Origin of the sequence: Pseudomonas sp. (assembly GCF_050739935.1) — a bacterium.
Lineage (GTDB): Bacteria > Pseudomonadota > Gammaproteobacteria > Pseudomonadales > Pseudomonadaceae > Aquipseudomonas.
In genome coordinates, this window is the sequence record NZ_JBOICF010000084.1 from 1 (window position 1) to 20,325 (window position 20,325).

Genomic DNA, 20,325 nt, shown 5'->3' on the forward strand with positions numbered 1-20,325 from the left:
ACTGACACACCGCATTCGCCAGCAAGCCGGCTCCTACAGCTGCTCGTGCAATCCACATGATTAGCATCCACCCCATCTTCGGTTATGCTCGCCCTCAAGTTGCCCATGACCGGAGCCTCCATGACCCCTGCCCGTCTGCTTGTCCCGCTGAGCATTGCCCTGCTGGCCGCCTGCGCCCAGCAACCGAAACAGATCGTATCCCTGGAAGACCAGAAGGACTGCCCGATCACCCTCAAGACTGGTCAAACCCTGATGCTCATGCTCCCCAGCAATCCCACCACGGGGCACCGCTGGCTGATGCAGAACCCCGCGCCCTCGATCCTCAACGCCCTCGGCCCGGAAGTATTCAATACTCCGGAAGACGTTGGCATGGTCGGGACTTCGGGTCAGTCGGTCTGGCGCTATAAGGCTGCCAACGCAGGCAGCGGCCATTTGATGATGGTCTATCAGCAGCCGTGGGCGCCGGAAGTGCGGCCCGAGCGTACGTTCGACTGCGAAATCACCGTGCAATGACCCCGATTGACCGAACGATGAGATGAGGTTTCGGCATCGCGGCACAATTGGCTAAAATGCCGCACTTTTTGTTTCATCCCCCTCCTCGTCCTATCCATCGGAATCGCCGTGAGCCAAGAACCCGACCGCATATTCGCCCAGCCCCTGTCACAGGTGCCCGACTTCGCCTTCAACGAGGACGTGGTGCGGGTGTTCCCGGACATGATCAAGCGTTCGGTGCCGGGTTATCCGACCATCGTCGAGAACCTCGGCGTGCTGGCGGCGCAGTTCGCGCAACCCCACAGCGTCCTCTATGACCTGGGCAGTTCGCTGGGCGCCGTCACTCAGGCGCTGCGTCGCCATGTGCGCACCGAAGATTGCCGGGTGATCGCCATCGACAACTCCGCAGCGATGGTCGAGCGTTGCCGCGAGTACCTGAACGGGCAGGATTCGATGTTTCAGGAGTTGCTGCCGGTTGAAGTCATCGAAGGCGATATTCTTGCACTCGAGTTCCAGCCCGCCTCGGTGGTGGCGCTGAATTTCACCCTGCAATTCATCGCTCCCGAGCAACGTCTTGCCCTGCTGGGTCGTATTCGTCAGTCGCTGCTGCCGGGTGGCGCGCTGATCCTGTCCGAAAAGCTGCGTTTCGACGACGCTGAAGAGCACGCTCTGCTGACTGACCTGCATGTGGCCTTCAAGCGCGCCAACGGCTACAGCGAACTGGAAATCGCTCAGAAGCGCAGCGCCATCGAAAACGTCATGAAGCCCGACAGTCTGGAGCAGCACCGCGAACGCCTGCTGGCCGCCGGTTTCTCCAAAGTCGTGCCCTGGTTCCAGTGCCTTAATTTCGCCTCTCTGATTGCCCTGCCATGATCGATCTCGCTCCTCTGGTCCGCCGCCTGGCGGGCACACCTCTTTATGCCTGGGCCCAGGGTCTGCAGGCGCAACTCGACGCAAAAATGGAAAAAGGCCATGGTGATCTGGAGCGCTGGCAAGGCGCCCTGAACGCGTTGCCCGAGCTGACGCCGAGTCGTGTCGAACTCAAGGATGATTTCATCCTCGATGCCAATTGCGACGATGCCACCCGCGAACAAACCCGCGCGGCGCTGATGGGCCTGTCACCCTGGCGCAAGGGGCCGTTCGACGTGTTCGGCGTGCACATCGACACCGAATGGCGCTCGGACTGGAAATGGTCGCGGGTATCAAAGCATCTGGATCTGGTCGGCAAGCGCGTGCTGGATGTGGGCTGCGGCAACGGTTATTACCAGTGGCGCATGCTCGGTGCCGGTGCCGACAGCGTGATCGGCGTCGACCCCAACTGGCTGTTCTTCTGCCAGTTCCAGGCGATGCAGCGTTATTTGCCCGATTTGCCTGCGTGGCATCTGCCGTTTGCGCTGGAAGACTTGCCCGCGCGGCTGGAAGGCTTTGATACGGTGTTTTCCATGGGCGTGCTGTATCACCGCAAATCACCGATCGATCACTTGCTGGCACTCAAAGACTGCCTGGTAAAGGGCGGCGAACTGGTCCTGGAGACCATGGTGGTCGAAGGCGACGCGCAGCAGGTGCTGGTGCCCGAAGATCGTTACTCGCAGATGCGCAATGTCTGGTTCTTGCCGTCAGTGCCAGCGCTGGAACTGTGGTTGCGCCGCGCCGGGTTCGTCGACGTGCGCTGCGTGGATGTCAGTACCACGACGATCGAAGAACAACGCAGCACCGAGTGGATGCGTTATCAGTCCCTGAGCGACTTCCTCGATCCGAACGACCCCGGCAAGACCGTGGAAGGTCTCCCCGCACCGAGGCGCGCGGTCATCGTAGGGCGCAAGGCCTGACAGAAAATCGCCAGCGCCAGGAAACCACTGTGGGAGCGAATTCATTTGCGAAGAGACGGCACATCCGAGGCATCTCCGTCAGTCGTCACGCCATCGCGAATAAATTCGCTCCCACAGGTTGATCCCGGTCGCCCGCCAGATCAAGCCTTGTGAGCCGCGGCCAGAATCAACGCCTTCATTTCCGAAACCGCCGACTTGAAACCTACGAACAAGGCATGCGCCACCAGCGCGTGGCCGATGTTCAGTTCGTTGATGCCCTTGATCGCGGCGACCGCCTCGACGTTGTGGTAATGCAGACCATGACCGGCATTGACGATCAGGCCCTGTCCCAGACCGAACGCGACACCATCGGCAATCCGTTTGAGTTCTTCGGCCAGTTCGGTCGGCGTTTGAGCATCGGCATAACGCCCTGTATGCAACTCGATGGCAGGTGCACCGACGCGCGCCGACGCTTCGATCTGACGCTCGTCGGCATCGATAAACAGCGACACTTCACTGCCAATCGCGGACAGCCGCTCGACCGCGGCCTTGATCCGCGCTTCCTGACCAGCGACATCGAGGCCGCCTTCGGTGGTCAGTTCCTGACGGGTCTCCGGGACCAGGCAGATGTGCGCCGGACGAATGCGCTCGGCGAAAGCCATCATCTCGTCCGTAACGCCCATTTCGAAGTTCATGCGGGTTTGCAGCACATCCTTGAGCAGCAGCACATCGCGCTCCTGAATGTGACGGCGATCTTCGCGCAGGTGCACGGTAATGCCGTCGGCGCCCGCTTCTTCAGCGTCCAGCGCGGCCTTCACCGGATCGGGATAGCGGGTACCACGGGCCTGACGCAGCGTCGCCACGTGGTCGATGTTCACGCCGAGCAAAATGCGGGTGCTGTGGGTCACGTTGTTCTCCTGAATACTTGATCTCAACAGGCGACTCGCGCCCATTGCTGACTGACAAACAAGGCCTTCATCAAGGCTTGCGAAACAATTCGCGGCTCACCAGCGGCCGACCGCCCAGATGCACCGCCAGCGCCTGACGCATCAGCCGCTTGGCTGCCGACAAAGCTCCCGGCGCGCTCCAGTCCGCCTCCGACATGGCCAATAGCTCGGCGCCTTGAAACAGACCGGGCTGCAACAGATAGACGCGCTCAAGCCCAGCGTCCACTTGCAAGCGATACATGCCGTCAGCCGCCAAGGGGTCGCCGTTGATGTCCGCATCGAGGACAAAACCGTAACCCAGGTCGTCCAGCAGGCGCCACTCGAAAGATCGCAACAAGGGTTCCAGGGCGCGTCCTTCGGCCAACGCCATCAAGGTCGCGGCGTAATGCTCGAACACACCGGGATGCGGGTCTTCGGCGGGGAGTAGGCGAATCAGCAGTTCATTGAGGTACAGACCGCTGAACAATGCCTCGCCTTCGAGCCATGCCGCGATGCCGGCGCTTTCCATCCGGCCGACGTTCTTCAGCTCCCCTTTGCCACGAAACTCGACTTCCAGCGGCACGAACGGTCGAGCCAGCGAACCCGCCTTGCCACGCGCACTGCGCAGCACGGCACGCAAGCGGCCCTGAGGAGTGAGGAAGTCGACGAGCGCGCTGTTCTCGCGATAGGCCCGGGAGTGGAGGACATAGGCAAGTTGACCAGCAGGCGGGGTTTGGGACATGGGTTTCTCAATCCACGAACGTGGATGTCAGAGCGCTGAATACCGCTGTGGGAGCGAATTCATTCGCGATACGGTGCTCCAAACGACAAATGTATATCGACTGAAACGACCTATCGCGAATAAATTCGCTCCCACAGATTTTGTACCTGCGCCAGAAACGGTTGATCAACTCCAACCGTTACAGGTCGCCATAACCCAGCGAACGCAGGGCGCGTTCGTCGTCGGACCAGCCGCCCTTGACCTTGACCCAGAGGTTGAGCATCACCTTGGAGTCGAACAGCACTTCCATGTCACGGCGGGCATCGGAACCGATGCGCTTGATGCGCTCGCCCTTGTCGCCAATGATGATTTTCTTCTGGCCATCGCGCTCGACGAGGATCAGAGCATGAATGTGCAAGGTCTTGCCCTGCTGCTTGAATTCTTCGATTTCGACGGTGATCTGATACGGAAGCTCGGCGCCCAGCTGACGCATGATTTTCTCGCGCACCAGCTCGGCGGCGAGGAAGCGGCTGCTGCGGTCGGTGATCTGGTCTTCCGGGAAAAAGTGATCGTTCTCCGGCAGATGCTGGGCAATCACCTTCTCCAGCGCTTCGAGGTTATGGCCCTGCTGCGCCGAAATCGGAATGATCTGCGCGTTCGGCAGCTGTTCCTGCAACCAGGACAAATGCGGCATCAGCTCGGCCTTGTCCTCGATGCGGTCGGTCTTGTTCAGCGCAACGATCAACGGACCGGTCACATACTGCACACGCTCCAGCACCATCTGGTCCTCTTCGGTCCATTTGGTGCGATCCACCACGAAGATCACTACGTCGACATCTTTCAATGCCGCCGACGCGGTCTTGTTCATGTAGCGGTTAAGCGCTTTGTCACTGTTCTTGTGCATGCCGGGCGTGTCGACGTAGATGGCCTGCACGTCGCCTTCGGTCTTGATGCCCAGCATGTTGTGGCGAGTGGTCTGCGGCTTGCGCGAAGTGATCGCCAGTTTCTGGCCGAGGATGTGGTTCAACAGCGTCGACTTGCCCACGTTTGGCCGGCCAACGATGGCGACATAGCCACAGCGTGTTGCAGTTGAATCAGTCATTGCCGTTCTCCACACCCAGGGCGATAAGGGCTGCGGCCGCGGCTACCTGTTCGGCAATCCGACGGCTGACACCTTGTCCCCGGCTTTTTTCGTTCAGTAAGGTGATCTCGCATTCGACGAAGAACGTCCGGCAATGCGGTTCGCCCTGAATATCCACCACTTCGTAGCGCGGTAAATCACAGGCGCGAGACTGAAGGAATTCCTGCAGTCGGGTTTTCGGATCCTTGTTGGTGTCCACCAGCGTCAGGCTGTCGAACTCGGTGGCCAGCCAGGACAACACGCGATCACGGGCGACTTCCATGCCGGAATCCAGATAGATCGCGCCAATCAACGCTTCCAGGGCATCGGCCAGAATCGACTCGCGGCGGAAACCGCCACTCTTCAACTCACCGGAACCCAGTCGCAGGTATTCACCCAGATCGAATCCACGGGCCAGCAGGGCCAGGGTTTCACCCTTCACCAGACGTGCGCGTAGGCGTGACAACTGACCTTCGCGGGCCTGCGGAAAACGCTCGAACAGCGCCTCACCGGCCACGAAGTTGAGGATGGCATCACCGAGAAATTCCAGACGCTCGTTATTGCGCCCGGCGAAACTGCGGTGGGTCAAGGCCAGAACCATCAGTTCCTGATCCTTGAAGGTATAGCCGAGCTGACGCTCGAGGCGACTCAATGACACGCTCACGGTTTATCCACGCTGAATTCGCGGTCGAACTTGACCACCAGATCGATGTTCTGGATCAATGGCTCACGTTGTTCGTATTTCAAATGGGCGAGGAACCTATTGTTCTCCGTCGTCACGCTTAACGCCTTGTTCAAATCTACATCCCGAATGTTATTGATCTGCATGCCCTTGGCCACATAGGCATGAAACTCGCCACTGTCGCTGATATCAGCGTTCCGGTCGGTACCTGCGGCTTCGATGATCTTCTTGAGCGACATATAATCGAGGTAGTGCGGCACCACTTTGGCTGCGGTACTCACGGCAAATGCCACGACGGCCAGCGCTACCAGCCATCCAATGAACGACAAGCCTTTTTGCGAACCGGCAGCTCTCATGTGTGCCCTCAAGAATAGTTCTTCCCTACTGTCCGCAAGCTGAGCCTTGCAGCATAGTCCGCCGAAATGACATACGGCGCTGTGTCAGACAGCGCCGCATCGGTATTACTTGATCAAGCCCACTCGCGAGAAGTTGGGCAGATGACTCAACTTCGGCTCCGGCCAGCTCATCCATACCGCGAAGGCCTTGCCGACGATATTCCTGTCGGGAACCATTCCCAGCTCGTCCTTGGGAATATTGGGGTCATCCCAATAACGACTGTCGTTGGAGTTATCGCGGTTGTCGCCCATCATGAAATAGTGACCGGCCGGGACTGTCCACTCATGGTCGGGCGGCGCGCGGTAGCGGCTCATTTCCTGGCGAATCTGATGCTCGACTTCACCCAGCTTTTCGTCATAAAGCTCGGCGCTGCCCAAGGTTCCTGGTTCCGAGCCGATCAGTTGCTTGGCGACCAGTTGTCCATTGACGAACAGCTGCTTGTCATTGGTGTAACGAATGACATCACCCGGCAAACCGATGACACGCTTGATGTAGTTGACGCTAGGGTCGCTTGGGTAGCGAAACACCATCACATCGCCCCGCTGCGGGTCGCTGACCGGAATGACCTTGAGGTCGATCACCGGCAGGCGAATGCCGTAGGAGAACTTGTTGACCAGGATGAAATCACCCACATCCAGCGTCGGCTTCATCGAACCCGACGGAATCTGGAACGGCTCAACCAGAAACGAGCGCAACACCAGCACGATGAACAGCACCGGAAAGAACGACTTGCCGTACTCAACGAGCAACGGCTCCTTGTTCAATTGCTCGACGACAGCAACATCCGGCTGGCTTACGCTGCCCTGATATGTCGCTATCGCAGTCCGCCGACGCGGCGCCAGTATGATCAGATCGAACAAGGCCAGCAGACCGCACACGAATACGGCGATGACCAACAACAGCGGGAAATTTAGTGACATAGGGCCTGACTATTCCAACCTGAGCACTGCAAGGAAGGCTTCCTGTGGAATTTCCACGTTGCCGACCTGCTTCATGCGTTTCTTACCGGCCTTCTGCTTTTCAAGCAGTTTGCGTTTACGGCTGACGTCACCACCGTAACATTTGGCCAGTACGTTCTTTCTGAGCGCCTTGACGGTTGTACGCGCGATAATCTGGCCACCGATCGCAGCCTGGATTGCCACGTCGAACATCTGACGAGGAATCAGTTCTTTCATCTTTTCAGTCAACGCCCGGCCTTTATAGGCCGCGTTGTCACGGTGCACGATCAGCGCCAGGGCATCGACCTTGTCACCGTTGATCAGAACATCCAGCTTCACCAGGTTCGCCGACTGGTAGCGATCGAAATGATAGTCCAGCGACGCATAGCCGCGACTGGTGGACTTCAGACGATCGAAGAAGTCCAGAACCACTTCGTTCATCGGCAAGTCGTAGGTCACTTGGACCTGAGTGCCGAGGAACAGCATGTCGTGCTGAATGCCGCGCTTCTCGATGCACAGCGTTATGACGTTGCCCAGGTGCTCTTGAGGCACAAGGATATTCGCCCGCACGATCGGTTCGCGCATGTCTTCGATAGTCGAGAGGTCTGGCAGCTTCGACGGGTTGTCGACGTAAATGGTTTCACCGGTCTTGAGCAGTAGCTCGAAGATTACCGTAGGCGCGGTGGTGATCAGGTCCAGGTCGTACTCGCGCTCAAGGCGCTCCTGAATGATCTCCATGTGCAGCATGCCGAGGAAGCCACAACGGAAGCCGAAGCCCAATGCGTCGGAGCTTTCCGGCGTGTACTGCAGCGACGAGTCATTGAGGGTGAGCTTCTGCAACGCTTCGCGGAAATCTTCGAAGTCGTCGGAGCTGACCGGGAACAGACCGGCGTAGACCTGCGGCTGAATGCGTTTGAAACCGGGCAGTACTTCCACGTCCGGGGTCGAACTCAAGGTCAGCGTGTCACCTACCGGAGCACCGTGAATGTCCTTGATGCCGGCGATGATGAAGCCCACTTCGCCCGCTTTCAGGTCCGCCGTCGCGGTGTGCTTGGGGTTGAATACGCCGACGCTGTCCACCAGGTGGATCTTGCCGGTGGACTTGACGAGGATCTTGTCGCCCTTCTTCACGCGGCCGTGACGCACGCGCACCAGGGAGACAACGCCCAGATAGTTATCAAACCAGGAGTCGATAATCAGCGCTTGCAGCGGATCTTCGATGTTTCCGGTTGGCGCAGGAATGGTCTTGACCAGACGCTCCAGCACCTCGTCGACGCCCATGCCACTCTTGGCACTACAGGCCACGGCGTCGGTGGCATCGATGCCGATGATCTTTTCGATCTCTTCCTTGACGCGGTCCGGATCGGCCTGCGGCAAGTCCATCTTGTTCAGGACCGGCATGACCTCCAGGCCCTGCTCGATGGCGGTGTAGCAGTTGGCGACGGACTGCGCTTCCACGCCCTGACCGGCATCGACCACCAGCAGCGCACCTTCACAGGCGGCCAGCGAACGGCTGACCTCGTAGGTGAAGTCCACGTGGCCTGGGGTATCGATGAAGTTCAGCTGATAGGTTATGCCGTCGCTGGCCTTGTAATACAAGGTGACGCTGTGGGCCTTGATCGTGATCCCGCGCTCACGCTCCAGGTCCATGGAGTCAAGCACCTGAGCTTCCATTTCACGCTCGGTAAGGCCACCGCACATCTGAATGAAACGGTCTGCCAGCGTTGACTTGCCATGGTCAATGTGGGCGATGATGGAGAAATTGCGGATATGACTCAAATCACTCACGGATCAACACTCGAAAAAGGTTGCAGGCAGACTGCCCGCCGAAAAATAGCCGGGAATTGTACCTGAAGGAAGGCTGGGGCGTCACGTTCACACGCGAGGACAGACAACCGGATACAAAAAGGAGCGGCCTGGCCGCTCCTTTTCCCTGTCTGGCTATTATTCCGCCAGTTTGAAGGTGATGAACGTCGCGCGTCCCTGACGCAGAACCCGCATCGATACCGAGCGATCCTTCGGCAGGCCCTTGGCCACTTCGGTGAACTGTTTGGCCGAGGCGATTGGCTGGTTGTTCAGATGAGTGATCACGTCACCCGCCTGCAGCCCGATCAGCGACGCCGGACCCTCTTGCACATCCTTGATGATCACGCCGCCTTTGAGGTCGAGCGACTTCATCTGCTCAGCGGTCAGATCGGTGACCGAAACGCCCAGCCGATTGCTGTTGCGCTCGACGCCGGCGTCCGGGGCGCCCATTTCTTCGCCTTCGGCGGGCAATGCACCTACCGTCACGGTCAGTTTCTGACGCTTGCCATTGCGGATTACTTCCAGCTCGGCCTTGCTGCCGTCCTTGAGGTTGCCGATCAGATGCGGCAGATCAGCAGACATGATGACAGGCGTGCCGTTGGCGCTGAGGATCACGTCACCGACCTGCAAGCCGCCCTTGGCTGCCGGGCCATCTTCCAAAACCTGTGCGACCAGGGCGCCGGCTGGTTTATCCAGCCCGAACGACTCCGCCAGATCCTTGTTCACTTCCTGAATCACGACACCCAGCCAGCCCCGGTTGACTTTGCCGTTGGCCTTGAGTTGATTGGCGACATCCATCGCAACGTCGATTGGAATGGCGAACGACAGCCCCATAAAGCCACCGGAACGGGTGAAGATCTGCGAGTTGATACCCACGACTTCGCCGGCCATGTTGAACAGCGGCCCACCGGAGTTGCCCGGGTTGATCGCCACATCGGTCTGAATGAACGGTACGTAAGTATCGTTCGGCAGGCTGCGCCCCTTGGCGCTGACAATACCTTTGGTCACCGAATGATCGAAGCCGAACGGCGAGCCAATGGCCAAGACCCACTCGCCTACTTTCAGCTTGTCGGAGTTACCCAGCTTGACGGTGGGCAAGTCCTTGCCGTCGATCTTCAAGACCGCGACGTCGGTGCGCGGGTCGGTGCCGATCAGTTTCGCCTTCATTTCACTACGATCGGAAAGGCGCACGAGGATCTCGTCTGCACCGTCGATCACGTGGTTATTGGTCAGGATGAAACCGTCAGCAGAAATGATGAAGCCCGAACCCAGAGATTGCGCTTCACGCTGGCGATCACCCTTGCCCGACCCGGGCGGACGGGAGCCCGGCGGTGTGCTGCGTTCGAGGAATTCGCGCAGCATCGGTGGCAAACCTTCAAGGTCAGGCATCTGTCCCCGAGCCACCGAACGATCCGGCATTTTCTGGCGCGTACTGATATTGACGACGGCAGGCGATGCCTGCTCCACCAGTGAAGTGAAGTCCGGCAGGGCTTCAGCCTGCGCAGTGAGGACCTGACCGAGCATCAGCACGGCGGCCATCCAGGACAGATAAGTTTTCAAGCGTGGTATCGACATACGGCTCCCGTTCACAACGAGCATGGTTAAGCGGTACGAACCGACAGGTTCGAGAAGCATCTACACATTGCAGTCTTGCTCAGTGCAGCGCTCTCAGCCAGTTTTACTCTATGTCAGCTTTCTGGAAGCTGAAAACGACAAAAGGCCAGAGCTGCGAGGCTGTGACCTATAGAAAAAAAAGAATGTGTTTGCAACCTGCAAAGCTGACCAAACATTTCAGCGTCTCGATCAAAGCCAGCATTTGCTTGGCTGATGGCTTGAAATGCCCAATATGAAACCTTTTTCATAGTGGGCATTCACTCGTTCGTCAGGTTAGTTGTTGCTGGTGGTAGCAGGCGCTTTGTTGGTACCCGCAGGCGATGCAGCATCGGTACGCATGGACAGCGCAATACGCTCGGCAGTCCCAATCGGGATTTCACCCACCACCGTCACCATCGCGTCGCCCTTGGGCGTGGTCAGCCGGCGGGAAACTGCGACCGTTGGGCCAAGCTGGGTACGAATATCCGTAACCGCAGCGCCACCCACTGGCTCGACGAAGACCGAGAAACGGGCCAGGCCATCGTCATACATGAGGCTGGTAACCAGAGTTTTGGACTCCGGATCCTTGCGCGCGGCAGCACTGCTGAGTTCGAAGCCTGGCGGCAACCAGTCCGAGTGCCAGGCAACCTGCTTCTGAGGCTCAGCCTTGGCCTTGGCCACTTCCACCTGCTTGCAATCGGCGCTGGGTTGCAGCATCTGATCGGTAAGCGGGTCGGCAGTGTTGAGCTCAGTGAACTGGAAGCGCTCCAGCAACTGCCCCTTGTCACTGAGTAGCAGTGACTTCAACGGCAGACCGGTCTCATTATCCAGATGCAATTCAATGCCATAACGATGCTGATCGCGCGGCGTCAATGTGACTACCGTCGCCGCGCGCCCAGCCACGCGTGAACTCCCCGCGACTTTCATGTCGTACCACGCCGCCAGTCTGGCAGCGTCGAACGCATGGGCGGGGGAGTCGGGGATGTTCGATACCCCGGCCTCAAGAGTACCGCTGACGCATTGGGTCGCCCCATTGACGCGCAATACTTCCTGAGCGGAGCCATCAAGCTGAAGCAGATGCTCACGAACCTTGCCATCGACAACGCGATGCCAGATTCGGTGAGTGGAAAAACTTCCATTGCGTTCGTAGACGAAAGTGCCTTGAAAACTTTGCTGCTGTTCTGCCTGCGCAAGACGCTTCAACTGGTCTTGCGCATCATCGGCATGAACTGGAAGGACCAGCCATCCACCAAGCAGAAGCGGCACTAGAGGGATGGCGCGCATGATCCTCCTTAACGGTTTTCCAGGCTGGCAGCGCGAGCGTATGGCAACGCACTTTCAGTACCTTTCAACGCAGCTTGCTGAGCATGTTGGCGCAGATAACCTGGCAGACGCTGGTCGTGCCAGCCGGCCTGATTCTGCAACACGCCGCTGGCCATAGGACCTGGCGCTGGCTCGCTCTCTGTGTAACCGGCCAGTACCGCTGGGCCTTTAACCTGAGGCATGGCGACGTTGGCAGGCTGAGCCGATTGCTGGGCCAATTGGGCACCGGCGATTTCATCCTGGTTATACAGGCGAACACCCGCCAACACAGCCACGGTGACCGAAGCAGCTACAGCCAGACGGCCCAACGTACGCCAAGGACCGCGACCGGCCTTGAGCGGACTGACTTCGTCGGCGATCGCGGCAGATACGGCAGCCGAGATGTCCAGATGTGGCATCAGCAGTTCTTTATGCATTGCTGCACGAGCAATTTGATAACGCGACCATGTGGCACGTGTATCCGCATCGTCGATTGCATTGAGCACTCGACGTAATTCCAATTCGTCCGCTTCGTTATCCATCACCGCGGACAGCGATTCCTGCAGGGCTTCACGACTCATGGCGGTTCCTCTCATATGGCTGTCGCCGCTGTCTCAGGTTTCCTGCAACAAAGGCTGCAGGGCTTTATCAATGGCTTCCCGAGCGCGGAAAATGCGAGAGCGCACGGTACCAACCGGACACTGCATGACGCTCGCAATGTCTTCGTAACTCAGACCGTCAAACTCACGCAAAGTTAGAGCTGTACGCAAATCTTCTGGCAGTAGCTGGATGGTGCGATGGACGGTGCCTTCGATTTCATCCCTCAACAATGCACGTTCCGGCGACTCGATGTCCTTGAGGCCATGATCGCCGTCGTAGAACTCCGCGTCTTCAGATCTGACATCGCTGTCCGGCGGCCGCCGACCTCGCGACACCAGATAGTTTTTCGCCGTGTTGATGGCGATGCGGTACAGCCACGTATAAAACGCACTGTCGCCGCGGAAGTTCCCAAGCGCTCGGTAGGCCTTGATAAAAGCCTCTTGCGCGACATCCTGGGCTTCATGGGTGTCGTGGACGAATCTCACGATCAACCCAAGAATCTTGTGCTGATATTTCACCACTAGCAGATCAAACGCTCGCTTGTCGCCGCGCTGTACGCGCTCGACCAGTTGCTGATCCTCTTCCTGGGTTAGCATGAACACTCCTCATAGAGCTCAAGGGAGTGTCGCAGAGGTTGCTTCACAAGCTTGCAAACATAGACTCGGGCTTTTCGCAAAAGTTCTCCCCCCTTCAAGCAAGTTTCCGGCGAGCGTCGGTGGCCCGCACGAAAAACGCAGCTCGAACCGGGTCGGCTGCGTGAATAATCTTGTCGTCGAAAGCGCTTGCGCGGATGTTTGAACCACCTTCGCACAGCGCCGACGCTGTCCCTTTATCGGCAACCCTCTATTGAACGTAGGGCTTAATGAAAAGTTCCCACATTTCGTTGTAGAGCGTAAGACACGCACCATGCCGCTTGGAGGATCCAATTCGAACTGCTCTTCGACACTGAAATTGCCCGCCAAACGGTATGCATGATGCTGCGGAGTAGCGCACAATCCGCCCCCGCCGTGATTCACAATCGCCATAAAATCCCGGCCATTGTGCCGTTACCACTCCTTACATACTAGTGGCCATATAGAAGCTGAGATCACAACAAATGAGCCGACACATTCAGCACGACGTTTTGGTGATCGGCAGCGGCGCCGCCGGCTTGAGCCTGGCGCTCACGTTGCCCAGCCATTTGCGCATCGCGGTCCTGAGCAAGGGCGATCTGGCCAATGGCTCGACCTTCTGGGCGCAAGGTGGCGTAGCAGCCGTGCTGGACAATACCGACACCGTTCAGTCCCACGTCGAAGATACGCTCAATGCCGGTGGCGGTTTGTGTAACGAAGAAGCTGTGCGCTTCACCGTCGAGCATAGCCGCGAAGCGATCCAGTGGCTTATCGACATGGGCGTGCCCTTTACTCGCGATGATCGCTCGACGGTCGAAGACGGCGGATTCGAATTTCACCTGACGCGCGAGGGCGGCCATAGCCATCGTCGCATCATCCACGCTGCCGACGCGACCGGCGCGGCGATTTTCCGCACGTTGCTGGCGCAAGCCAAGGCACGGCCGAACATCGAGCTGCTGGAACAGCGGGTCGCTGTCGATCTGATCACCGAGCGCCGGCTGGGTCTTGCCGGCGAGCGCTGTCTGGGCGCCTACGTGCTCGACCGCTGCACCGGCGAAGTCGACACCCACAGCGCGCGCTTCACGATCCTGGCTTCGGGCGGCGCAGCCAAGGTTTATCTCTACACCAGCAACCCCGACGGTGCATGCGGTGACGGCATTGCCATGGCCTGGCGTTCGGGCTGTCGCGTCGGGAATCTGGAATTCAATCAGTTCCACCCCACTTGCCTGTATCACCCGCAAGCCAAGAGCTTTCTGGTGACCGAAGCGCTGCGTGGCGAAGGTGCTTATTTAAAGCTGCCCGGTGGCGAACGCTTCATGCAGCGCTTCGACGAGCGGGCCGAGCTGGCACCGCGCGACATCGTCGCTCGGGCCATCGACCATGAAATGAAGCGCCTGGGCATCGATTGCGTCTATCTGGACATCAGCCACAAGCCGCAAGACTTCATCAAAACCCACTTCCCGACAGTGTATGAGCGCTGCCTGGAATTCGGCATCGACATCACCCGCCAGCCGATCCCTGTCGTCCCCGCCGCGCATTACACCTGCGGCGGCGTGGTCGTCGACCAGCACGGACGCACCGATGTGCCGGGGCTGTATGCCATCGGCGAAACCAGCTTTACCGGCCTGCACGGCGCGAATCGCATGGCCAGCAACTCGCTGCTGGAGTGCTTCGTCTATGCCCGCTCGGCGGCTGCGGATATCGTCACGCAGCTGTCCGAAATTACTCAGCCCACGGATTTGCCGTTCTGGGACGCAAGCCAGGTGACAGACTCGGACGAAGACGTGATCATCGCGCACAACTGGGACGAACTGCGGCGTTTCATGTGGGACTACGTTGGCATCGTGCGCACCAACAAGCGCTTGCAGCGTGCGCAGCATCGGGTGCGGCTGTTGCAGGATGAGATCGACGAGTTCTACAGCAACTATAAGGTCAGTCGCGATCTGATCGAACTGCGCAATCTGGCCCAGGTCGCCGAACTGATGATCGCCTCGGCCATGGCACGCAAGGAAAGCCGCGGATTGCATTACACGCTGGATTACCCGCAAATGCTGCCTGATGCGATCGACACTATTCTGGCGCCGCCCACCTACGTCGGCTGAATTTAAGACGTAGACGCAGACGTCGGTGCAGATCCGGCGTCATGCCGTCGCCTGGAATGCAGACGCTTCTGACCCACCAGCGATTCAGCCAACTACCGCCCGTCAGCCGGAACCTGAGCACCACGATGCGTGGCAAGGCCATGCTGTCAGGCCGCAACTGCACCGGTTGCCAGCCTGCGCGCCGATTCCATAATTGCCAGCCGCAAGCATCCCGCCGCAAGCCGGTAAATGCGCGGTCGTCGTTCAACAGAATCGAGCGTGGCAGAGAATACAGGCCATGGACAAAGCACAACAAAAGGCCGACCGCTTTGGCCCAGAGGGGAATTTCAAGAAAGACAAGCGAGATCAGGGCCAGCGCCTGGGCGCCGAGGTACGCCGTCAGCAGCGTCCGGGAGCGCTGCCAACGGCACTCGAAACGTTCATTTCGGCTGGACACGGTCCAGAATCATGCGAACCATACGCTGCAGCTCCGGATCTTCCGATTCGCTGCGCTCCATAAACCAGCCGAACATGTCTTGGTCTTCACAGGTCAGCAGACGGACATAGAGTGCGCGGTCAACATCGTTGAGCGATGGGTAGACTTCTTTGACAAACGGCACCAGCAGGACATCCAGCTCGAGCATGCCACGTCGGCTATGCCAAAACAGGCGGTTGAGTTCAATTTGTTCGACCATGGAACGCTCCTCGAATTTGGCGGCGAGTATACAGGGGCATCGCCATCGGGCGTACCTGCACTTAGTCGCAGGCTTTTGCACATATCCATTATCGAGACTTGGATATACCCATAAACCAAGCTGGGCACTATGATGGTGCCCCAGACTTTTACCCCTGCGATGACCCATGGCCGATTCAACTTTCTTCTGCCCGCTCTCCCACGAAGGTGTGCTTGCCGTTCGCGGCGTGGACGCCAGCAAATTCCTGCAAGGCCAACTGACCTGCCACATGGATTATCTGAGCGATGCCAAGGCCACGCTCGGCGCCCGTTGCACGCAGAAAGGCCGAATGCAGTCCAGCTTTCGCATCCTGCTCGAAGGCGATGGCGTGCTGCTGGCGATGGCTCATGAGCTGATCGAGCCGCAGTTGCTGGACCTGAGAAAGTACGCCGTTTTCTCCAAATCCAAGCTCACTGACGAAAGTGCGTCCTGGGCGCGCTTCGGCCTGAATGACGCAGACGATGCGCTGGTCAGCCTGGGACTGACGCTGTCGCAGGATACGGATTCAGTGGTACGCGCCAACGATCTGATCGCGATCCGCATCTCCCCTGCCCGCGCCGAACTCTGGGTTCGCGCCGATCAGGCGGCGGATGTGCGCGGTCGTCTGGCCGCACAGTTGCCGGAAGGCTCGTTGAATGACTGGCTGCTGGGACAGATTCGCGCCGGCATCGGTCAGGTCTTTGTACAAACCCGCGAGGAATTCATTCCGCAGATGATCAACCTGCAGGCCGTTGGCGGCGTCAGCTTCAAGAAAGGCTGCTACACCGGTCAGGAAATCGTGGCGCGCATGCAGTATCTGGGCAAGCTCAAACGTCGCCAGTATCGGCTGTCACTGGAAGGCAGCGATGTGCCGGAGCCGGGCGTGGCGCTGTTCTCCCCGGTGCATGCCAGTGCCGTGGGTAATGTGGTGGTTGCCGCCCGTGGCGATTCCGGCGTTGAGCTGCTGGCCGTACTGCAAGCCGATGCCGTGGAAGACGGCAATATTCATCTGGGCACAGCGGATGGCCCTGCCTTGAGGCTGCGCGAACTACCGTACACTTTGGATGCCAAACTCGAAACACAGCGTTAAGCCGTAGTTAGCTGCCCCCAACGGCCGCACGACCAGGGTGTCGATTGGAATGCACTATCCAGGGATTCGATATGAGTAGCATGGCTGATGAGGTGCAGAGAGACCTGATCAAGGCGATCGACAAGGACGCCCTGTTTCTGCCGACACTCCCTGAAGTAGCGATGAGAATTCGTCTGGCTGCCGAAGACGCGGAAATCAGCATCATGGCCCTGAGCAAGGTCATCGGCAGCGACACTGCTCTTTCCGCGCGTCTTATCAAAGTGGTGAATAGCCCGTTGTTGCGGCCGAATTTCGAGGTTAGCGATGTGCTGACCGCAGTTCGTCGTCTGGGGGTGAATTACACCTGCAACCTGGCGATCGGTCTGGTGGTGGAGCAGATGTTTCACGCCAAATCCAAGGTCATCGAAGCCAAGATGCGCGACATCTGGAAGCTGAGCCTGCAAGTGGCGGGGATCTGCAATTTGTTGAGCCATCAGCGCGCTCATCTCAAACCCGACAAGGCGACATTGGCCGGTTTGATCCATCTCATCGGCGTGCTGCCGATCCTGACGTACGCCGAAGACAATTTCGAGTTGCTGGCTGACGCCGTAAGCCTCAATCACGTGATCGAGCGCATTCACCCGATCATTGGCGAACGGCTGTTGCGCTCATGGGATTTTCCGGAAGCGCTGGCGATCGTTCCGCGTCAGTTCCAGAATTTCAGCCGGATTTCCGAACAGGCCGACTATGTGGATCTGGTACAGGTCGCGACCGTTCATGTGCATGAAATGACGAGCCGGCCTTATCCGAATCTCGATGTGCAGGGCATACCCGCGGTCAGCCAGCTGGGGCTGAACATGGCTGATGGCGCATTGATCGGGCAGATGAACGAAGCGATGACGTTGCTGTATTGAAAGGCGATTTACCCGTAGCAGTACGGCTTATCGGCGGTGACGTCAGACGCTCTCGCCCTCTCCCGCAATGAAGCTGACACGGACCATAAGGCCACGCTCGGCGCCATCATGCAGCGTAATTCTGGCCAGATGCGCTCTGCAGATTTCCCCGACGATCGCCAACCCCAGCCCTGCCCCCGAATTCTGCTGATGGCGGCGGTAAAAGCGCTCGAACACCCGGTCGCGTTCATGCAGCGGGATGCCGGGGCCGTCATCTTCGACCTCCAGCACACAGGGCGAATGCACCCGTAGCACCACGTTGCCACCGGGCGGCGTGTGCGCCAGCGCGTTATCGACAAGGTTGCTCAGCAGCTCGTTGAGCAGGGTCGGCTCGCCGCGCATCCACACCGGCTCGTCCGCCTCAAGCGCCAGCGCAACGCCCCTTGCGTGAGCCAGTGGCGCCATAGCCATGCCCAGCTCCCGGGCGAGTTGACTGAGATCCAATGACTGCGCGCCACCTTCGGCAATCGCCCGCGCACCGTTTTCGATGCGTGCCAGTGAGAGCAGCTGGTTGGCCAGATGGGTCAGTTTATCGGTGCCCACTGCCGCGCTTTCCAGCGTGCTGCGCCAAGTCGCAGGATCCTGATCGCGCAGCCCCAGCTCGACCCGCGCTTTCAGCGCCGCCAAGGGGGTGCGCAGTTCGTGGGCCGCATCGGCGATAAATTGAGCCTGACGCTCGAACTGCATGCGCAAACGCTCGGTGAAGTGATTGAGCGAACTTACCAGTGGGCGCAATTCGTGCTGCACTTCCACCAGTGGCAACGAGCGCAGGTCATCGGGTTGGCGCTCTTCCACCGCCGTTCGCAAACGGTCCAGCGGGCGCAAGGCCGCACTGACGGTGAACCACACCAACAGCAACGCGCCGCTGCCCAGCATCCCCAGACGCAGCAGCGTATCGGCCATCAGGCCGCGGGCCATGCTCACCCGCTGTTCCTCGGTTTCGGCCACGCGAATTTCTGCGATGCCGTTCATGTTCGGCTCGCTGACGGCCTTGAGCAGACTCACGACACGCACGTCCTGGCCCTGATAACGGGCGCTGTAGAACTTGGCGAGCGCCGGGTAATCGTCGGTCCGCGGAGTTCCCGGTGGCGGTGCCGGCAGATTTTCGTAGCCGGAAATCAGCTTGTGGTTGATGTCGTTGACCTGGTAATAAATCCGCCCGGCGCTGTCGTAGGCGAAGGTGTCGAGGGCAACATAAGGCACGTCGGCACTGAGGGTGCCATCACGCTCGGACAAGCCTGCGGCGATGGTCCGTGCCGAGGCCAGCAAGGTGCGATCATAGGCGGTATCGGCGGCTTCCCGGCCATTCCAGTAAGCGCTCATGCCGCTGGCGATCATCAACACGACCAGCAGCAAACCCAGGTTCCACAGCAGGCGCCAGCGCAGGCTGTTTTCCGCCGAAGGGAACGGGTTAAGCATCCCGGCTTTCCAGCAGGTAACCCAGCCCCCGGAAGGTCACGATGGCGACCGGATGTCCATCGAGCTTTTTGCGCAGGCGATGTACATAGATCTCGATGGCATCGGCGCTGGCCTCCTCGTCCAGGCCGAAGACTTGCGCCGCCAATTGTTCCTTGCTCATCACCCGGCCCGGCCGAGCGATCAAGGCTTCAAGCACCGATTGCTCGCGAGAGGTCAGGGTGAGGGCCTCGTCGCCGAGGATGAAACGGCGCGTGTCCAGATCGTAGATCAGCACGCCGCAACGTTGCTGACGTTCTCCACCGAGCACACTGCGACGCAACAGCGCCTTGACCCGCGCTTCCAGCTCGGACAACTCGAAAGGTTTTGCCAGGTAATCGTCGGCGCCCAGATTCAGGCCATGGACACGATCCTTGACGTCGCTGCGCGCGGTCAGCATCAGCACAGGTGTGTTCTTGCCCCGCGCACGCAGCTTGGCCAACACTTCGAAACCGTCCATGCGCGGCAGGCCGACATCGAGAATCGCCACGGCATACTCTTCGCTGCTCAGCGCCAGATCAGCCGCTACGCCATCATGCAGGACATCCACGGTCAGGCCGCTGCCCTTGAGCGCCAGTGAGACGCTTTCAGCCAGTTGCAGATGATCTTCGACAAGCAGGACACGCATCGGCTTCTCCCGATTGAGGCGTTTGGTGGAGGCGGAGTTTACAGGCGCGACGCCGCCTGTGAAGGCTGAACAGCTGAAAACCCACCGTCCGACGGCGAAAGTCTTCAATTGAAAGCTTCATGAAAGGTAGTTGAAAGGTTGATGAAAGCTTCGCTGATTAGGATCCAGTCACGACTCGTTACGATTGCGCAACGCGCAGCCTCCGTGACGTTGAGGGTCGTGACGAAAAACGCCTCGATGCGTTTTCAACAATAAAAACAATATCGGAGTCATCGGTGATGTCCTCACTGCAATCATCGGCCGCCGCGCCGTCTGAATCCCATTCTGTTTTCTGTTCGCCTCGCAGACCTGCTGCGCAGGGCATCGTCACGTCCCCTCCCCTGATCGCCATCCGTTCAAGACACCGTGGAACCCCTGCCTGAACCAATATC

The 20,325-nt window shown here is 59.0% G+C and carries 22 protein-coding genes; 6 read left to right on the top strand and 16 right to left on the bottom strand.

The window, feature by feature from the left end:
- Nucleotides 1–120 precede the first annotated feature (120 nt).
- The 3 genes from ACRER8_RS16585 (at nt 121) to cmoB (ending at nt 2,321) form a co-directional block, all read left to right on the top strand.
- A complete protein-coding gene (locus tag ACRER8_RS16585) occupies nt 121–513 on the top strand; it encodes a protease inhibitor I42 family protein (RefSeq protein WP_431747311.1) in 393 nt (130 codons plus the stop codon).
- 108 nt (nt 514–621) lie between these two features.
- Nucleotides 622–1,365 carry a carboxy-S-adenosyl-L-methionine synthase CmoA gene (gene cmoA, locus ACRER8_RS16590; RefSeq protein WP_431747312.1) on the top strand — a complete coding sequence of 248 codons (744 nt, stop codon included), beginning with the start codon at nt 622–624 and terminating at the stop codon, nt 1,363–1,365.
- A complete protein-coding gene (cmoB, locus tag ACRER8_RS16595; RefSeq protein WP_431747313.1) occupies nt 1,362–2,321 on the top strand; it encodes a tRNA 5-methoxyuridine(34)/uridine 5-oxyacetic acid(34) synthase CmoB in 960 nt (319 codons plus the stop codon). Before cmoA ends, cmoB begins: the two co-directional genes overlap by 4 nt.
- A 140-nt stretch (nt 2,322–2,461) precedes the next feature.
- Here the strand turns inward: cmoB and pdxJ are convergent, their stop codons facing one another.
- The 12 genes from pdxJ to rpoE form a co-directional block, all read right to left on the bottom strand.
- Nucleotides 2,462–3,208: a pyridoxine 5'-phosphate synthase gene (pdxJ, locus tag ACRER8_RS16600; RefSeq protein WP_431747314.1), complete on the bottom strand. Its 747-nt coding sequence runs from the start codon at nt 3,206–3,208 to the stop codon at nt 2,462–2,464.
- Nucleotides 3,209–3,278: 70 nt separating this feature from the next.
- The gene (gene recO, locus ACRER8_RS16605) at nt 3,279–3,968 is read right to left on the bottom strand and encodes a DNA repair protein RecO (protein WP_431747315.1); all 690 of its coding nucleotides are present in this window, start codon (nt 3,966–3,968) and stop codon (nt 3,279–3,281) included.
- 178 nt (nt 3,969–4,146) lie between these two features.
- Nucleotides 4,147–5,049: a GTPase Era gene (era, locus tag ACRER8_RS16610; protein WP_431747316.1), complete on the bottom strand. Its 903-nt coding sequence runs from the start codon at nt 5,047–5,049 to the stop codon at nt 4,147–4,149.
- Nucleotides 5,042–5,731, bottom strand: coding sequence for a ribonuclease III (gene rnc, locus ACRER8_RS16615; protein ID WP_431747317.1), 690 nt, complete (start codon nt 5,729–5,731; stop codon nt 5,042–5,044). Before rnc ends, era begins: the two co-directional genes overlap by 8 nt.
- Complete coding sequence (locus tag ACRER8_RS16620; protein ID WP_431747318.1) at nt 5,728–6,105, bottom strand: DUF4845 domain-containing protein; 378 nt, start codon at nt 6,103–6,105, stop codon at nt 5,728–5,730. Before ACRER8_RS16620 ends, rnc begins: the two co-directional genes overlap by 4 nt.
- A 105-nt stretch (nt 6,106–6,210) precedes the next feature.
- A complete protein-coding gene (lepB, locus tag ACRER8_RS16625; protein ID WP_431747319.1) occupies nt 6,211–7,065 on the bottom strand; it encodes a signal peptidase I in 855 nt (284 codons plus the stop codon).
- Nucleotides 7,066–7,074: 9 nt separating this feature from the next.
- Nucleotides 7,075–8,871 carry a translation elongation factor 4 gene (gene lepA, locus ACRER8_RS16630; protein WP_431747320.1) on the bottom strand — a complete coding sequence of 599 codons (1,797 nt, stop codon included), beginning with the start codon at nt 8,869–8,871 and terminating at the stop codon, nt 7,075–7,077.
- Between the two features lie 156 nt (nt 8,872–9,027).
- Complete coding sequence (locus ACRER8_RS16635) at nt 9,028–10,428, bottom strand: DegQ family serine endoprotease (RefSeq protein WP_431747452.1); 1,401 nt, start codon at nt 10,426–10,428, stop codon at nt 9,028–9,030.
- 149 nt (nt 10,429–10,577) lie between these two features.
- On the bottom strand, nt 10,578–10,760 hold the full coding sequence (locus ACRER8_RS16640) for a hypothetical protein (protein WP_431747321.1): 183 nt from the start codon (nt 10,758–10,760) through the stop codon (nt 10,578–10,580).
- Nucleotides 10,761–10,776: 16 nt separating this feature from the next.
- Complete coding sequence (locus ACRER8_RS16645; RefSeq protein WP_431747322.1) at nt 10,777–11,766, bottom strand: MucB/RseB C-terminal domain-containing protein; 990 nt, start codon at nt 11,764–11,766, stop codon at nt 10,777–10,779.
- A gap of 8 nt (nt 11,767–11,774) precedes the next feature.
- Nucleotides 11,775–12,365, bottom strand: a complete 591-nt coding sequence (locus ACRER8_RS16650; protein WP_431747323.1) for an anti sigma-E factor RseA C-terminal domain-containing protein — start codon at nt 12,363–12,365, stop codon at nt 11,775–11,777.
- A 33-nt stretch (nt 12,366–12,398) separates the two neighbouring features.
- Nucleotides 12,399–12,980, bottom strand: a complete 582-nt coding sequence (gene rpoE, locus ACRER8_RS16655; RefSeq protein WP_037014368.1) for an RNA polymerase sigma factor RpoE — start codon at nt 12,978–12,980, stop codon at nt 12,399–12,401.
- Nucleotides 12,981–13,480: 500 nt separating this feature from the next.
- On the opposite strand from rpoE, the gene nadB reads away from it, so the two are divergent.
- Complete coding sequence (gene nadB / locus ACRER8_RS16660; protein ID WP_431747324.1) at nt 13,481–15,097, top strand: L-aspartate oxidase; 1,617 nt, start codon at nt 13,481–13,483, stop codon at nt 15,095–15,097.
- Here nadB and ACRER8_RS16665 read toward each other — a convergent pair.
- Both ACRER8_RS16665 and ACRER8_RS16670 read right to left on the bottom strand, forming a co-directional pair.
- On the bottom strand, nt 15,066–15,533 hold the full coding sequence (locus tag ACRER8_RS16665; RefSeq protein WP_431747325.1) for a protein YgfX: 468 nt from the start codon (nt 15,531–15,533) through the stop codon (nt 15,066–15,068). The two genes, nadB and ACRER8_RS16665, sit on opposite strands and share 32 nt — an antisense overlap.
- On the bottom strand, nt 15,517–15,771 hold the full coding sequence (locus ACRER8_RS16670; RefSeq protein WP_431747326.1) for a succinate dehydrogenase assembly factor 2: 255 nt from the start codon (nt 15,769–15,771) through the stop codon (nt 15,517–15,519). The genes ACRER8_RS16665 and ACRER8_RS16670 overlap by 17 nt, the downstream gene beginning before the upstream one ends.
- A 166-nt stretch (nt 15,772–15,937) precedes the next feature.
- Between ACRER8_RS16670 and ACRER8_RS16675 the strand changes: the two genes are divergently transcribed.
- Together ACRER8_RS16675 and ACRER8_RS16680 are read left to right on the top strand one after the other, a co-directional pair.
- The gene (locus tag ACRER8_RS16675) at nt 15,938–16,879 is read left to right on the top strand and encodes a YgfZ/GcvT domain-containing protein (RefSeq protein WP_431747327.1); all 942 of its coding nucleotides are present in this window, start codon (nt 15,938–15,940) and stop codon (nt 16,877–16,879) included.
- 71 nt (nt 16,880–16,950) lie between these two features.
- The gene (locus ACRER8_RS16680; protein ID WP_431747328.1) at nt 16,951–17,772 is read left to right on the top strand and encodes an HDOD domain-containing protein; all 822 of its coding nucleotides are present in this window, start codon (nt 16,951–16,953) and stop codon (nt 17,770–17,772) included.
- Between the two features lie 42 nt (nt 17,773–17,814).
- Here ACRER8_RS16680 and ACRER8_RS16685 read toward each other — a convergent pair whose 3' ends face one another.
- Nucleotides 17,815–19,230, bottom strand: a complete 1,416-nt coding sequence (locus tag ACRER8_RS16685; protein WP_431747329.1) for a sensor histidine kinase — start codon at nt 19,228–19,230, stop codon at nt 17,815–17,817.
- On the bottom strand, nt 19,223–19,894 hold the full coding sequence (locus tag ACRER8_RS16690; RefSeq protein WP_431747330.1) for a response regulator: 672 nt from the start codon (nt 19,892–19,894) through the stop codon (nt 19,223–19,225). Before ACRER8_RS16690 ends, ACRER8_RS16685 begins: the two co-directional genes overlap by 8 nt.
- Nucleotides 19,895–20,325: the final 431 nt, after the last annotated feature.